The 14,523-nt window shown below is 73.6% G+C and carries 14 protein-coding genes and 1 pseudogene; 13 read left to right on the top strand and 2 right to left on the bottom strand.

Features of this window, described 5'->3' with window-relative positions:
* Nucleotides 1–59: 59 nt before the first annotated feature.
* Nucleotides 60–3,605, bottom strand: coding sequence for a S8 family serine peptidase (locus tag ACGF7U_RS10275; protein WP_393104999.1), 3,546 nt, complete (start codon nt 3,603–3,605; stop codon nt 60–62).
* 307 nt (nt 3,606–3,912) lie between these two features.
* On the opposite strand from ACGF7U_RS10275, the gene ACGF7U_RS10270 reads away from it, so the two are divergent.
* The gene (locus ACGF7U_RS10270) at nt 3,913–4,992 is read left to right on the top strand and encodes an amidohydrolase family protein (protein WP_393104997.1); all 1,080 of its coding nucleotides are present in this window, start codon (nt 3,913–3,915) and stop codon (nt 4,990–4,992) included.
* A gap of 206 nt (nt 4,993–5,198) precedes the next feature.
* Here ACGF7U_RS10270 and ACGF7U_RS10265 read toward each other — a convergent pair whose 3' ends face one another.
* Nucleotides 5,199–5,795, bottom strand: coding sequence for a TetR family transcriptional regulator (locus ACGF7U_RS10265; protein WP_393104995.1), 597 nt, complete (start codon nt 5,793–5,795; stop codon nt 5,199–5,201).
* Nucleotides 5,796–5,908: 113 nt separating this feature from the next.
* Here ACGF7U_RS10265 and proS point away from each other — a divergent pair, with 113 nt between their 5' ends.
* From proS to ACGF7U_RS10205, 12 genes and pseudogenes are all read left to right on the top strand, one after another.
* Nucleotides 5,909–7,315 carry a proline--tRNA ligase gene (proS, locus tag ACGF7U_RS10260; protein WP_393104993.1) on the top strand — a complete coding sequence of 469 codons (1,407 nt, stop codon included), beginning with the start codon at nt 5,909–5,911 and terminating at the stop codon, nt 7,313–7,315.
* Nucleotides 7,316–7,427: 112 nt separating this feature from the next.
* A complete protein-coding gene (locus ACGF7U_RS10255; RefSeq protein ID WP_393104991.1) occupies nt 7,428–8,075 on the top strand; it encodes a DUF402 domain-containing protein in 648 nt (215 codons plus the stop codon).
* A 246-nt stretch (nt 8,076–8,321) separates the two neighbouring features.
* Nucleotides 8,322–8,780: a 30S ribosomal protein S16 gene (gene rpsP, locus ACGF7U_RS10250; protein WP_393104990.1), complete on the top strand. Its 459-nt coding sequence runs from the start codon at nt 8,322–8,324 to the stop codon at nt 8,778–8,780.
* Complete coding sequence (locus tag ACGF7U_RS10245) at nt 8,755–9,015, top strand: RNA-binding protein (RefSeq protein ID WP_393104988.1); 261 nt, start codon at nt 8,755–8,757, stop codon at nt 9,013–9,015. The genes rpsP and ACGF7U_RS10245 overlap by 26 nt, the downstream gene beginning before the upstream one ends.
* Before the next feature lie 2 nt (nt 9,016–9,017).
* Complete coding sequence (rimM, locus tag ACGF7U_RS10240) at nt 9,018–9,620, top strand: ribosome maturation factor RimM (RefSeq protein ID WP_393105306.1); 603 nt, start codon at nt 9,018–9,020, stop codon at nt 9,618–9,620.
* Between the two features lie 20 nt (nt 9,621–9,640).
* Nucleotides 9,641–10,414: a tRNA (guanosine(37)-N1)-methyltransferase TrmD gene (gene trmD, locus ACGF7U_RS10235; RefSeq protein ID WP_393104986.1), complete on the top strand. Its 774-nt coding sequence runs from the start codon at nt 9,641–9,643 to the stop codon at nt 10,412–10,414.
* Nucleotides 10,415–10,555: 141 nt separating this feature from the next.
* Nucleotides 10,556–10,912: a 50S ribosomal protein L19 gene (gene rplS, locus ACGF7U_RS10230; RefSeq protein WP_089001547.1), complete on the top strand. Its 357-nt coding sequence runs from the start codon at nt 10,556–10,558 to the stop codon at nt 10,910–10,912.
* 184 nt (nt 10,913–11,096) lie between these two features.
* Nucleotides 11,097–11,971, top strand: a pseudogene (gene lepB, locus ACGF7U_RS10225) (signal peptidase I).
* A 9-nt stretch (nt 11,972–11,980) separates the two neighbouring features.
* Nucleotides 11,981–12,601 (top strand): signal peptidase I, encoded by a 621-nt coding sequence (gene lepB / locus ACGF7U_RS10220; protein WP_393104984.1) that lies wholly within the window; start codon nt 11,981–11,983, stop codon nt 12,599–12,601.
* 49 nt (nt 12,602–12,650) lie between these two features.
* Entirely contained in the window at nt 12,651–13,139 is a 489-nt protein-coding gene (locus ACGF7U_RS10215; protein ID WP_393104982.1) for an NUDIX hydrolase, read from the top strand.
* On the top strand, nt 13,133–13,945 hold the full coding sequence (locus ACGF7U_RS10210) for a ribonuclease HII (RefSeq protein ID WP_393104980.1): 813 nt from the start codon (nt 13,133–13,135) through the stop codon (nt 13,943–13,945). Before ACGF7U_RS10215 ends, ACGF7U_RS10210 begins: the two co-directional genes overlap by 7 nt.
* Nucleotides 13,942–14,265 carry a DUF2469 domain-containing protein gene (locus ACGF7U_RS10205; RefSeq protein ID WP_007075222.1) on the top strand — a complete coding sequence of 108 codons (324 nt, stop codon included), beginning with the start codon at nt 13,942–13,944 and terminating at the stop codon, nt 14,263–14,265. Before ACGF7U_RS10210 ends, ACGF7U_RS10205 begins: the two co-directional genes overlap by 4 nt.
* Nucleotides 14,266–14,523 lie beyond the last annotated feature (258 nt).

Here is a 14,523-nt window from a genome sequence, read left to right as displayed (position 1 = left end):
CCCCGCACACGGGCGGGGCCCGGCCGTGACCGGCCGGGCCCCGCTTTCCGTTCGTCCGGTCAGGAGACCAGGTCCGGCCGGTCGGTGACCCGCAGCGCGTTGACGATCGGCGCGCCGTAGCCCTTGTGCGTCACGAACCGCACGTTGAGCTGGCCGTCCGTCACCCGCACCGTGTACGTCCGGTTCAGCGCGGCGAAGCTGCCCACCGCACCGGCCACGTCCAGGGACGGCAGCACCTCCTGGCCTTCGAGCAGCACGTCGAAGACCCGCTTGTCCGGCGACTGCGGCCGGACCTCGGCGAAGTCCAGCTCGACCGTGTAGTGGCCGTCCGCCAACCCGTCGACGCGGTACTCGTACATCCCCTCCCGCTGGTCCGCGAAGCGGGCCGGGTCGTTGGTGCCGGTGATCGGGGTGCTGGTCGACCGCGCGTTGGAGTTGCCGAGGTAGCCCGCGCCGCCGGCGGTCCAGGCCCGGTCCGGCGACCAGGTCTGACCCTCCACGTCGGCCCGCGCCGCGCCGGCCCCGGCGTTGACCGCCAGGGCGTAGCTCGGCACCACGAGGGTGACCGGGACGAGAAGGACCGGCTGGCGGCCGCTGGCCGAGGTGATCCGCAGCTTGGCCCGGTGGTGGGTGCCGGGGGTCAGCCCGGCGGTGCTGACCGCCACGCCGACGGTGTGCCGGCCGCCGCTGGCCAGGCTGGCGGTGGCCCCGGTGAGGCTCAGCCAACCGATGTCCTGCGGCGCCCCGTCGGCGTTCAGTTCGGTGACCGTGACGTCGGTGCCGAGCGCGCCCGTGTTGCTGAGGGCGACGTGACGGCCGCGGGTCTGGTCGGCCGGGGCGACGACGGCCAGCTCGCTGGTCGGGGTGGCGACCCGGGCGGTCCGCAGCGCCGCCGAGCGGACCTCGGCGCCGCCGGCCGGCACGGTCACCGTGCCCACCGCCGACTCGTAGTGCTCCCTCTCGATGCCGAACCCGACGGCGCCGGTCGGGGCCTGGATCAGGTACGACCCGTCGGCCTCGGTCGTCTCCGTGGCGGTCGCGTCGCCCACCCTGGCGGTCACCGTGGCGCCGGCGACCGGATGCCCGTCGTTGGCGTCGGTGACCACGCCGGAGAGCACGCCGGTGCGCGTGGTGCGGAACGCGATCGCGGTGCCGTCGGCCACCGCCCGGGCGTTGTACGAGTACTCGAACCCGACGGTGCCGTCGACGTTCTCCAGGCCGATCGTCGCTCCGGTGCCGGTCTCCGCGCCGGTGCCGTCGACGTCGGCGTACCGGTAGGTGATCGAGCCGTCCTCGCTGATGGCGGCGCTGAAGGTCAACCGCATCGACCGGTCGGCGAAGAGCGCGACGTTACGCCACTCCACGACGAAGGTGCGGTGCGGCCGGGCGCCGGTGACGGCGGTGTAGACCCCCGAGTCGGCCTCCACGTAGAGGTCGTCCCAGAACGGGAAGAGCGCGAGGTCGGGGTTGGCGGTGTTCGGCAGGGCGGTGTTGGCGCGGCTGGTCGACGCGGTGTCGAAGCCCAGCACGCCGTTGGTGCTCACCCACGCCTGCCGGTAGGACCTGCCGTACAGCGGAACCCGGAAGGGCAGCGTGACGGGGGCGGTCCGATCGTCCCCGGTCAGCGGCATCAGCTCCGTGCCGCTGACGAAGGAACCGCCGGCCGCGCCGCACGCGTACCCGAAGGCGTCCACCCGGTCGGGCAGGCTGACGTCCAGGACGGTGTCCGGGCCGACCGCCGCCGGCCGGGTCACCACGTCCGAGCAGCGGTACGCGTGCGCGAAGCGGACGTCGTACGTGCCCTGCGGCACGGTCACGCGGTAACGGCCCTGCTCGTCGGCGGTGGTGGCGAGCGGGGTGCCGAGGACCGTGACGCTGGCGCCGCCGGCCGGGCCGGCCGAGGTGCGTACCGTGCCGCTGAGCGTGGCCGAGGGGGCCTGCTCGACGGTGATGTCCGCCTCGATCGTCTGGTTCTCGGTGACCGTCACCGAGGTGGTCGCCGTCAGGTAGCCGAACTTGCTCACCGAGACGGTGTACGCGCCGACCATCAGCCGGCCGAACGCGTACGACCCGTCGGCGGCGGTGGTGGCGGCGCGCCCCATCGGGCCGCTGACCGTCACGCTGGCCCCGGCCAGCGGGGTGCCGCCCGAGGTGACCTGGCCGCCCAGCGCGCCGAGGGCGCCCCGGGGGGTGGCGTTGACCGCCGCGTACGCGTCGAGCCGGCCCTCGCCGAAGACGTTGTTGTCGTCGACGGTGCCGCCGCAGGTGAGCGCGTTGACGTCGATCGCGGTGTCGTCCAGGATGCGCCGGGTCTCGGCGATGTCGCCCTGGATGGCGGGCGAGGCCGACCACATCAGGGCCACGGTCGCCGCGGTGTGCGGCGAGGCCATCGAGGTGCCGCTCAAGGACGCGTAGCCGCCCGGCACCGAGGAGCGGACGTTGGCGCCCGGCGCGGCGATGTTCGGCTTGATGTCGCTGTTCTCGCCGGTGCCCCGGCTGGAGAAGCTGGCGATCGCGTTGTTCACGTCGAACGCGCCGGAGCTGTAGCTGATCGTGTACGACCCGGGGCTGCCCGAGGTGTTGCAGCTCGGGCCGCTGTTGCCGTTGGAGAAGGCCGGGAAGATGCCGGCGGCCACCCACGCCGACACGGTCTCGGTGTACCACGGGTCGTAGGCGCTGGAGCCCCAGGAGTTGTTCACGACGTCGGGGGCGAGGTCGGGGCGCGGGTTGGCGCCGTTGAGGTCGGTGGGGGCGACGATCCACTGGCCGGAGGCGAGCAGCGACGCCCGCGAGCAACTGCTGCTCTCGCAACCCTTGGCGGCGATCCACCGGGCGCCGGGGGCCACGCCGATCACGTTCGCGCCGTCCGAGCCGACCATGGTGCCCATGGTGTGCGTGCCGTGGTCGTTGTTGTCGCACGGGGCGGCGGTGGGGCAGACGTCGGCCGGGTCGAACCAGTTGTAGTTGTGGTCGAGCGTGCCGTCGCCGTTGCGGCCCCGGTAGCTGGCGGCCACGGCGGGGTGGGTGACGTCGACCCCGCTGTCGATGTTGGCGACCACGACGCCCTCGCCGCGCACGCCCAGCTCGTTCCAGACCCGTGGGGCGCTGACCCGGTCGATGTTCCACTCCGCCGCGTCGGTGGCGGGAACGGTTTCGCCGGGCAGCGGCTTCGGGATGTCGACCGGGTCGTCGGCGAGGATCTCGGCCACGTCGGAGCGCACGGCGAGGTCGCCGAGCAGGTCGGCGTCGCCGGTCACCTTGATCGCGTTGACCAGCCAGAACGGGGTGAACTCGGCGCCCTTCGCGGTCAGCATGGCGCGCAGGCCCGCCTGGCTGCGCGCGGCGTGCGCGGTCTTGGTGCGGTGGACGTGCGCGGCCTTGTCCGCCTTGCGCTTCAGCCTGGCCGCGCCGGACAGGTCTGCCTTGCTGTCCAGGAAGACCCAGAAGCTGGCCTTGGTCTGGCCGGCGAGCCGGGTGGTGACCTTCTTGTCTACCTTCTCGGCCACCGCCCTGGCCTCCGCCCGGACGGGATCCGGTCCGGCGGCGGCGGGTCCGCCGGCGCCGATCGGGACGGTGAGGCCGACCGCCAGGCCGACCACTGCCATTCGCCATCGTCGTGCTGCCACTGTCTCGACGCTCCTTCGTGAGGCGAAACTGCGCATGCCCTGGTGTGCGGGCACTTTCGGAGCATCCTGGCGACGGAAGATCCCTACATCAAGACATGTGTAAATAAAGGAATCTGTCAATCAGCCGTTCGTTCCGCTCCGTGTTGAGGTGACAGCGGAGCGGAATCGTCGCTGCAGAGGCGGCCGGGCGGCCCGCCGCCCGCCGAGGACGGCCCGGCCGGGACCGGCCGGCGCGGACCGGGGAGAATGGCCCGGACCGCCCTTTCGCTCGCAGACCGGAGGACGCATGGCCTGGCACGTACGCGGCGTGGTGCTGCCCGACGACGAGGTCCGTGACCTGTGGCTGGTCGGGGACCGGGTGACCTTCACCCCGGTCCCGGGCGCGGAGACCATCGCGGACGGCGGTTTCGTGCTGCCCGGCCTGATCGACGCGCACTGCCACATCGGTATCGCGCGGGGTGGCGCGCCGATCACCTCGATCGACCAGGCCCGCGAGCTGGCCCGCACCGACCGGGACGCCGGCGTCCTCGCGATCCGCGACGCCGGGTCGCCGTATCCGTACCCGGAACTGGACGACGCCGAGGACCTGCCACGGCTGGCCCGCGCGGGCCGGCACATCGCGCCGCCGAAGCGCTACCTGCGCGACATCGGCGTGGAGGTCGGCGCGGCGGAGGTCGCGGCGACCGTGGCCGCGCAGGCGCGCGCCGGCAACGGCTGGGTGAAGCTGGTCGGCGACTGGATCGACCGGGGCGTCGGCGACCTCGCCCCGGCCTGGGACGCCGACACGATGACCGCGGCGGTCGCGGCGGCGCACGCGGCGGGCGTCCGCGCCGCCGTGCACACCTTCTCCGAGTCGGCCGTCGAGATCATGGTGCGCGCCGGGGTGGACTCGGTGGAGCACGGCACCGGCCTGAGCCTCGACCTGATCGACGAGATGGCCCGGCGGGGCACCGCCCTGGTCCCCACGATGATCAACATTCAGACCTTCGGCGGGATCGCCGACCAGGCGCGGGCCAAGTTCCCCGGCTACGCCGACCACATGTTGGCCCTGCGCGACCGCTTTCCCGAGGTGGTGCGGGCCGCCCACGAGGCGGGGGTGCCGATCTACGTGGGCACCGACGCGGGCGGCGGCATCGACCACGGCCTGGCCGCCGAGGAGATGCTGCTGCTGCACGAGCGGGCCGGCATGTCCACCGTCGACGTGCTCGCCGCCGCCTCCTGGCGGGCCCGCGAGTGGCTCGGCTTCCCCGGCCTGGTCGAGGGCGGCCTGGCGGACCTGGTCGTCTACGCCGACGACCCGCGCGTCGACCTGCGTGCCGTGCGTGCCCCCGCCCGGATCGTGCTGCGCGGTCGCGTCGTCCGCTGACCGGCGGAGGCCGCCCCGCCGGCGGGGGAGCCGCTCCCGCGCCGCGACCGCTCCGGGTGGGCCGGCGCCCGCCGCGCCCGTAAGCCGGCGCCCGCGCCACGCCGCGCCGCGACCGCTCCGGGTGGGCCGGCGCCCGCCGCGCTCGTAAGCCGGCGCCCGCGCCACGCCCGCTCCCCGAGGGTCGGCGCCCGTCGCGGTCTGCCCGGTCAGTCGGTGTGGGCGCCCTGGGTGACCGCGTGCAGAAGGAGGTACACCGCCAGGTCGGCCAGGGCCGCGGCGGTCCGCTCGACCGGGGCGGTGGGCAGGACGATGTGGCTGATCACCAGCCGGACGACCGAGTCCGTGGCGAAGGCGACGGCGGCCCGGTCGGCGCCCGGCAGCACCGTGTCGGCCCACTCCAGCAGCGCGTCGGTGGCCTCCGTCAGCACCAGGTCCGAGCGGGTGGTGAGGTAGGGCAGCAGGTCGTCGGAGCCGCCCCGGGAACCGGTCAGGACGGCCTTGATCAGCGGGTCGCCGGCCGCCTCGGTGAGGGTGTGCGTGATGGTCGCGTGGGCGGCGGCCCGGACGTCGTCGCCGTGCGCGCGCAGGAGGGTGCGTACGGCGCCGACGAACCGGTCGACCTCCCGCCGGGCGAGCGCCTCGGCGAGCCCCGCCTTGCTGCCGAACTCGTTGTAGACCGTCTGCCGGCTGACCCCCGCCGCGCGCGCGACGGCACCCATCCGGACACCGTCCCAGCCGGTCGCGACGGTCAGCGCCCGGGCGGCCTCGACGATGCTGTCCCTGGACCGGTTGCCCTCTTTCACCCTCCCATGGTGGCCCACGTCGCCGGCCCGCCGCACCCCGCCGTCCGGGGCGATGACGACGACGCCGCGCCCGAGCGCGCCCCCCGGGCGGCCGGCGCATAGGATGTGCGGTCATGGCACGCGTGCTCACTCCCCGTGCGGAGGACTTTCCCCGCTGGTACCAGGACCTGATCGCCAAGGCGAAGCTGGCCGACAACGGCCCGGTCCGGGGGACCATGGTCATCCGACCGGCCGGCTACGCCATCTGGGAGCGGATGCAGGCCGAGATGGACGCCCGGATCAAGGCGGCGGGCGCGGAGAACGCCTACTTCCCGCTCTTCATCCCGGAGAGCTACCTCAAGCGGGAGGCGGAGCACGTCGAGGGCTTCTCGCCGGAGCTCGCGGTGGTCACCCACGGCGGCGGCAAGCAGCTCGCCGAGCCCGTGGTGGTGCGCCCCACCAGCGAGACCGTCATCGGCGAGTTCATGGCCAAGTGGATCGACTCCTACCGCGACCTGCCGCTGCTGCTCAACCAGTGGGCCAACGTGGTCCGCTGGGAGCTGCGTCCCCGGATCTTCCTGCGCACCAGCGAGTTCCTCTGGCAGGAGGGGCACACCGCGCACGCCACCCGTGCCGACGCCCGCGCCTACGCCCGCCGGATCCTGCACGAGGCGTACGAGGACCTGATGGTCAACGTGCTCGGCATCCCGGTGGTCGTCGGCCTGAAGACGGCCCGCGAGCGCTTCGCCGGGGCCACCGCCACCTACACCTGCGAGGGCATGATGGGTGACGGCAAGGCGCTCCAGCTCGGCACCAGCCACGAGCTGGGGCAGAACTTCGCCAAGGCGTTCGACATCAGCTACTCCTCGGCCGAGGGTGGCCGGGAGCACGCGTGGACCACGTCGTGGGGCACGTCGACCCGGATGCTCGGCGGCCTGATCATGTGCCACGGCGACGACAACGGCCTGCGCGTGCCGCCGAAGCTGGCGCCGGTGCAGGCGTACGTCATGGTGGTCAAGGACGGCGAGGGCGTGGGTGAGGCGGCGGCCAAGCTGCGCGACGCGCTGCGCGACGCCGGCGTCCGGGTCGCGCTCGACGACCGCACCGACACCCCGTTCGGCCGCCGGGCCGTCGACGCCGAGCTGCGCGGCTATCCGGTACGCGTCGAGGTCGGCCCCCGCGACCTGGCCGCCGGCAACGCGGTCGTGGTCCGGCGCACGGACGGCTCGAAGTCCCCGACGCCGGTGGCCGACGTGGTCGGCGCCGTGCTGGCCGCCCTCGACGCCGACCAGCAGGCGCTGCACGACCAGGCGCTGGCCCACCGGCAGTCCCGCACCGTCGAGGTGTCGACGCTGGCCGAGGCGATCGAGGCCGCGGCCACCGGCTGGGCCCGGGTGCCGTGGTCGGCGGTCGGCGTCCAGGGCGAGGCGGAGGCGAACGGCCAGGGCGTCACCGTGCGCTGCCTGCTCCGCGCCGACGGCTCGGTGCCCGACTCCGAGGACGAGCCCGACCTCGTCGCGATCCTGGCCCGCGCCTACTGACCCACCCGTACGCCGCACGGCCGGTCCCGCCTCGCGGGGCCGGCCGTCCGCGTTCGGCGCACCCGGCGGGTCGTCGGGCCGGGAGCGGACCGGGCGCCGGTAGGGTCGGGGCGTGAGGTTCGAACCGGGGCGGCTGATCGTCCACCGCAACGTGCGCCGGGGCCGCATCGGCTGGGTCCGCGCCGCCCGCGTGGTCAGCGACGACGACCGGGGCCTGCTGCTCTGGGTGGCCCGCGACTCGCCCGTGGCGGCCGAGGTCACCGCGGCCGGGCTGGGCATGCGGGCGGTGCCGTTCGCCGAGTGGGTCTCCTCGTCCTACCGCCTGGCCCACAGCCGATGGCACGGCCCGTCCGTGCTGAAGTTCCTGCCCACCGGGGCGGCCCACTCGGTCTGGTGGTTCCGCGACGCGCACGACCGCTTCGCCGCCTGGTACGTCAACCTGGAGGAGCCCGGGGTGCGCTGGGACGACGGCGCGCTCGCCGGGGTCGACATGGTGGACCAGGACCTCGACGTGGTCGTTCGGCCGGACCGCGGCTGGGAGTGGAAGGACGAGGACGAGTTCGTTGAGCGGCTCGCCTTCCCCGAGCACTACTGGGTCGCCGACCCCGACGCCGTCCGGGCCGAGGGCAAGCGCGTGATCGCGTTGGCCGAGGCGGGGGAGTTCCCCTTCGACGGCACCTGGTGCGACTTCACCCCGCCGCCGGAGTGGACCACCCCCGACGAACTCCCGCCGGGCTGGGACCGCCCCCCGGTGCGCTGACCCGGCGGGTGTGTTTCCCGTCACTTCCGCCGGTGCGCGGGTGACCCCGGGTGGTCCGGTGTGAGAGATCCGGTCCCGATCTGGCAGAATGGCTGGCTGGTATCCGGCGCGTGTCCGGCGCCCTCTAACCCGGGCACGTCGCCAGTCCACCGAGCAGTCTCCGGCCCAACCCCACTGTGCCGGTCGGCGCTCACCCGTGCACCGCCCTCGTCGGGCTGGTGAGATCGCAACAGGAGCGAAACAACTGTGGCCGTAAAGATCCGGCTCCTGCGGATGGGCAAGATCCGCAACCCGCAGTACCGCATCGTCGTCGCCGACTCGCGCACCAAGCGCGACGGCCGGGCGATCGAGTTCGTCGGGGTCTACCAGCCGAAGGAAGACCCTTCGGTGATCGAGGTCAAGTCGGAGCGGGTCCAGTACTGGCTGTCCGTCGGCGCCCAGCCGAGCGAGGCGGTGCAGCGGCTGCTGGAGCTGACCGGTGACTGGCAGAAGTTCAAGGGCCTGCCGGCCCCGCCGCCGCTGAAGGTCGCCCCGGAGCGGGTCGACCGCACCGCGGCGTACGAGGCCGAGGCGAAGGCCGCCGCCGGGCTGGCCGAGACCCCGGCCAAGCCGGCCAAGAAGGCCGCCAAGGCCGAGGCTCCGGCCGCCGAGGAGGCGCCGAAGACCGAGGAGCAGGCCGGTGCGGACTCCGGCGAGCATGCCTGACATGGCACTGCGTCCGGCGTTGGAGCACCTGGTCAAGGGCATCGTCGACCACCCCGATGACGTGCGCGTCCGGCTGGTCGACTCCCGTCGGGGCAAGCGGCTGGAAGTCCGCGTGCACCCGGAGGACCTCGGCACGGTGATCGGGCGGTCCGGCCGGACCGCCAAGGCGCTGCGCCAGGTGATCGGCTCCATCGGCGGGCGCGGCGTGCGCGTCGACATCGTCGACTCGTACTGATGCTGCTCATCGTCGGCAGGATCGGCAAGCCGCACGGCATCCGCGGTGAGGTCACCGTGGAGGTGCGGACCGACGAGCCCGAAGCGCGCTTCGCCCCCGGCATGGTGCTGCGCACCGAGCCGGGGGCGGCGCCCCCGGCTGTGCCCAGCGATCGCGTGCTGCGCACCGAGCCGGGGGCGGCGCCGCCGCAGCCCGCGTCCGAGTACGGCGAGCCCTTCCGGGTGCCCGCCGAGCTGACCGTGGAGGCCGCCCGCTGGCACCAGGGGCGGCTGCTGGTCGCCTTCGAGGGCGTCCTGGACCGGGACGTCGCCGAGGCGCTGCGCGGCACCCTGCTCGCGGTCGACAGCGCCGACGTCGCCCCGCCGGAGGACCCGGAGGAGTTCAACGACCACCAGCTCGTCGGGCTGGCCGTGGTCACCCCGGCCGGCGAGCGGCTGGGCGAGGTGGCCCGGATCGACCACGCCCCCGCCTCCGACCTGCTGGTGCTGCGCCGGCCCGAGGGCCGCACCGCCCTCATCCCGTTCGTCAAGGCGATCGTCCCCGAGGTTGACCTCGCCGGCGGTCGCGTCGTCGTCGACCCGCCGGCCGGTCTGCTCGACCTGTAGAGCCGCTGGAGCACCCCCGCATGCGCGTCGACATCGTGTCGATCTTCCCGGAGTACTTCGCCCCGCTGGACCTGTCGCTGATCGGCAAGGCGCGGGCGAACGGCACGCTGCGGCTGGCCGTGCACGACCTGCGGACCTGGACCCACGACGTGCACCGCACGGTCGACGACACGCCGTACGGCGGCGGGCCCGGCATGGTGATGCGGCCGGAGCCGTGGGGCGAGGCGCTCGACGCCCTCGCCCCGGCGGAGGTGACCCCGCCCCGGCTGGTGGTGCCCGCGCCGACCGGCGCCCCCTTCACCCAGGCGATGGCGCACGAGCTGGCCGCCGAGCCGCACCTGCTCTTCGCCTGCGGCCGGTACGAGGGCATCGACCAGCGGGTCCTCGACCACGCCGCCACCCGGATGCCGGTGACCGAGGTCTCCCTCGGCGACTACGTCCTCTTCGGCGGGGAGGTCGCCGTCCTGGTGATCCTGGAGGCGGTCACCCGGCTGCTGCCCGGGGTGCTCGGCAACGCGGGCTCGCTGGACGAGGAGTCGCACGCCCACGGGCTGCTGGAGGCCCCCATGTACACGAAGCCGGCGACCTGGCGCGGGCTGGAGGTGCCGGAGGTGCTCCGCTCCGGCGACCACGGGCGGATCGCGCGCTGGCGGCGGGACGAGGCGCTGACCCGCACCGCCCGGCGCCGCCCGGACATGTTCGCCGCGCTCGACCCGGAGCACCTGGACAAACGGGACGTCGCCGCGCTGGACCGGGCCGGATTTCAGGTGCCGCCGGGGGATGTGGCAAAGTAGGGGGGTTGCCGCAACCGGCCGCGCCGCGGCCGGCTGCGAGGATCCTCGACCGCGACCGGGTCACCGACCGCACCCGGGGATCAGAATCACCCATCCGCGCACCGATTGACGGTGCGCCGTGAGCCTCACGAGGACGCAGCGATGAACATCCTGGACGCCCTTGACGCCCAGTCGAAGCGGACCGACCTCCCCGACTTCCGTGCCGGTGACACCGTCAAGGTGCACGCCCGGGTCGTCGAGGGCAACCGGTCCCGTGTCCAGATCTTCCAGGGCGTCGTCATCCGCCGCCAGGGTGACGGTCTGCGCGAGACCTTCTCGGTCCGCAAGATCAGCTTCGGTGTCGGCGTCGAGCGCACCTACCCGATCAACAGCCCGGCCATCGACCGGATCGAGGTCGTGACCCGCGGTGACGTCCGTCGCGCCAAGCTCTACTACCTGCGCGAGCTGCGGGGCAAGAAGGCCAAGATCAAGGAGAAGCGCGAGAAGCAGCCGAGCTGACCTCACGCTCGCCACGCCGCCCGAGCTGCGCGTGTGTCGTACCGGCCGGACCGCACTACCCTGGTCGTACGGGCGCAGCCGGGCGACGTCCCGCCAGCACGGCGGGGAGACGTCCACTACCGCCCGGGGGGCCTCGACGAGGCTCCCGGGCGGTAGTTGTCTTATCTGCTGACCGGAGAGTTGCGTGGTGCAGACGCTGGACGAGGACGGCGCCGTCGACCCCTGGCGCCGCCGGGCGCGGCGGCCCCGCCGGCAGATGCCGCTCTGGCAGGAGCTGCCGCTGCTGCTGGTCGTCGCGTTCTGCCTCGCGGTGCTGATCCGCACCTTCCTGCTCCAGGCGTTCTTCATCCCCTCCGGCTCGATGGAGGACACCCTCCTCGTCGGTGACCGGGTCCTGGTCAACAAGGTCGTCTACGACGTACGCGACCCGGTGCGGGGCGAGGTGGTCGTCTTCCGGGGCACCGACCGGTGGGCCCCGCAGGTCGACGAGCAGCCGGAGCCCGGCTTCGTGGGCAAGCTCAGCCGGACGGTCGGCGACCTGGTCGGCGTCAGCCGCCCCGGCGAGAAGGACTTCATCAAGCGGGTCATCGCGCTGCCCGGCGACCGGGTGAAGTGCTGCGACGCGCAGGGGCGGGTGCTGGTCAACGGCACGCCGCTCGACGAGTCGTCGTACGTGATCAGGGACTCGCCGCTCGACGTACCGCCCAACCCCCGCGAGTGCCGGTCCCGGCGCTTCGAGGAGGTCGTGGTCCCGCCCGGCCAGATCTTCGTGATGGGCGACCACCGGCTGGTCTCCCAGGACGCCCGCTGCCAGGGGCCGGTGCCGATCGACAACGTGGTGGGCCGGGCCTTCACCGTGGTCTGGCCGTCGTCGCGGTGGAGCGCGCTGTCGGTGCCGGCCACCTTCGACGACATCGCCGATCCGCCCGCGGCCTCCACCGGGGCCCCACCCCCGGTCCGGCCCACGCCGGGCGGCGGTGTGGTGCTCCTCGTCCCGGTCGCGGCCGCGCTCGCCGTTCTCGCGCGTTCCGGACGGTGGCGTCCAGCCGGGCAACGTAGGCTCCTTCCGTGATTGACGAGCAGACCGACAAGCCGCGCAGTTCCTTCTGGAAGGAGCTGCCCATCCTCCTGGGCGTGGCGATCCTGGTCGCGGTGCTGGTGCGAGCCTTCGTGCTGCAGACCTTCTTCATCCCCTCCCCGTCGATGGAGAACACGCTCCAGATCGACGATCGGGTGCTGGTCAACAAGCTGGTCTACGACTTCCGGTCGCCGCACCGGGGCGAGGTCATCGTCTTCAGGGCGCCCCTGGAGTGGAGCAGCAACCCCGACGGCGAGGACTTCATCAAGCGGGTCATCGGCGTCGGCGGCGACCACGTGGTCTGCTGCGACCCGCAGGAGCGGCTGGTGATCAACGGCAAGTCGTTGGACGAGCCGTACATCTTCCCCGGTGACAAGGCCGGCGAGGAGTTCGACATCACCGTCCCGGAGGGCCGGCTCTGGGTGATGGGCGACCACCGCGAGGCGTCGGGCGACTCGTTGCAGCACTGGCAGCAGTCCGGGCAGGACATCACCGCGGCCACGATCCCCGAGGACGAGGTCGTCGGGCGGGCCTTCACGGTCTTCTGGCCGGTCGACCGGGCCACCTGGCTGAGCGTCCCCAAGCAGTTCGAGGGCATCCCCGAGCCGTAGGGGGTCGCCGGGCGTGGGCGTTGTCGGCGGCGTCTGGCAGGCTGGTGCGGTGACCGACTACACCCCTCGGCGCGCGGCGCGCGTCCTGCTCGTCGACGCGGCGGGTCGGGTGCTGCTGTTCAGCGGCTCCGACCCGGCCCGTCCCGAGCACGGCCGCTGGTGGTTCACCCCCGGTGGCGGGCTGGACCCGGGCGAGACGTACGCCGAGGGCGCCGCGCGGGAACTGGCCGAGGAGACCGGGCTGCGGCTGCCGGCCGCGGCATTCGGCGCGCCGGTGCACCGTGACCTGACCGAGTTCCCGTTCGACGGCGTCTGGTACCGGCAGGAGCAGGAGTTCTTCCTGGTGCGGGTGACGGATCACGAGGTCGACACCGCCGGCTTCAGCGAGGTCGAGCGGGCCAGCGTCGCCGCGCACCGGTGGTGGCCGCTGGACGAGCTGGCGACCACCGGCGAGCGCTACTACCCGCCGGACCTGCCGGCGGTGCTGACCCGGGCGCTGGCCGAGGCGCCGACGGCCGACGGAGGTGTGCCGTGCTGACGCCGCCGCGCACGGTGGTGCGCCGCGAGGGTGGGCTCTACGCGCTGGAGCGCGCGTTGCAGCGCCGCGGTTTCCGGCATGTCGCCGGCGCCGACGAGGCGGGGCGGGGCGCGTGTGCCGGGCCGCTGGTCGCCGCCGCCGCGATCCTGCCCGAGGGACGGCGGGGCGAGATCGACGGGCTGGCCGACTCGAAGCTGCTCACCCCGGCCAGCCGGGAGCGGGTCTACGACGAGGTCGTCGCCCGCGCCCTGGCGTACTCGGTGGTGGTCATCCCGGCGGAGGAGGTCGACGAGCGGGGCCTGCACGTGTGCAACCTGGCCGCGATGCGCCGCGCCCTGGCCTCGCTCGCCACCCGGCCCGAGTACGTGCTGACCGACGGCTTCGGGGTGGACGGCCTCGACGTGCCGGGGCTGGCGGTGTGGAAGGGGGACCGGGTGGCCGCCTGCGTGGCGGCGGCGAGCGTGCTCGCCAAGGTCACCCGGGACCGGATCATGGTCGAGCTGGACGGAACGTTCCCCGGCTACGGGTTCGCCGAGCACAAGGGTTACATCACGCCGGAGCACAGCGCGGCGCTGCGCGAGCGCGGGCCGTGCCGGGAGCACCGGTTCTCGTACGTCAACGTGGCGACGGTGTCCGGCCGGGACGGCGCCCCGCCCCGGGCCCGCCGCCCGGTGGGCGCAAGCCTGGACGAGCCGATGGAGCGCTCTTGCGCGCCAGGGGGTACCGTCGGCGTGGCGTTGGGCGAGCAGCCTCGGCCTCCAGCGTCGGTGGGGGAAGATGTGGTCATGGAAGGCGGAGTGCGATGAGCGCGGAAGATCTCGAGAAGTACGAGACCGAGATGGAGCTGCAGCTCTACCGGGAGTACCGCGACATTGTCCGCCAGTTCTCCTACGTGGTGGAGACCGAGCGCCGGTTCTACCTGGCCAACCAGGTGGACCTGCACGTGCGCAACTCCGACGGCGAGGTCTACTTCGAGGTGGAGATGCACGACGCCTGGGTGTGGGACATGTACCGTCCCGCCCGGTTCGTGAAGAACGTCCGGGTGATGACCTTCAAGGACGTCAACGTCGAGGAGTTGGAGAAGCCGGACATCTCCCTCCCCGCCGACTCCGGCTTCGGCGGCTGACCCGCCGCCCAGGTTCCGCCCGGTGGCCCGACCACCGGACGCACGCCCCCCTGCCGGCGCCCCCACCCGCCACGCGGCCCTCGTTTCGTCCCGTTTCCGGGCCCTGATCGGGCACCCGGCGCCGTGGCCCGACCCGGCCCGACCGTCCAACGTGCACAACCCAGCAGGGCGCGGGACACGGGGCCGGGGAGGCCCGGCGGCCGGATCAGCGCCCGCGGCTCGATCCGGGGCACCGGCACGCCGGGCCCCGCCGGCCCC

The organism is Micromonospora sp. NPDC047670, from assembly GCF_043204915.1.
Taxonomy (GTDB): Bacteria; Actinomycetota; Actinomycetes; order Mycobacteriales; family Micromonosporaceae; genus Micromonospora.
This window is presented reverse-complemented; position numbering and strand designations above follow the sequence as displayed.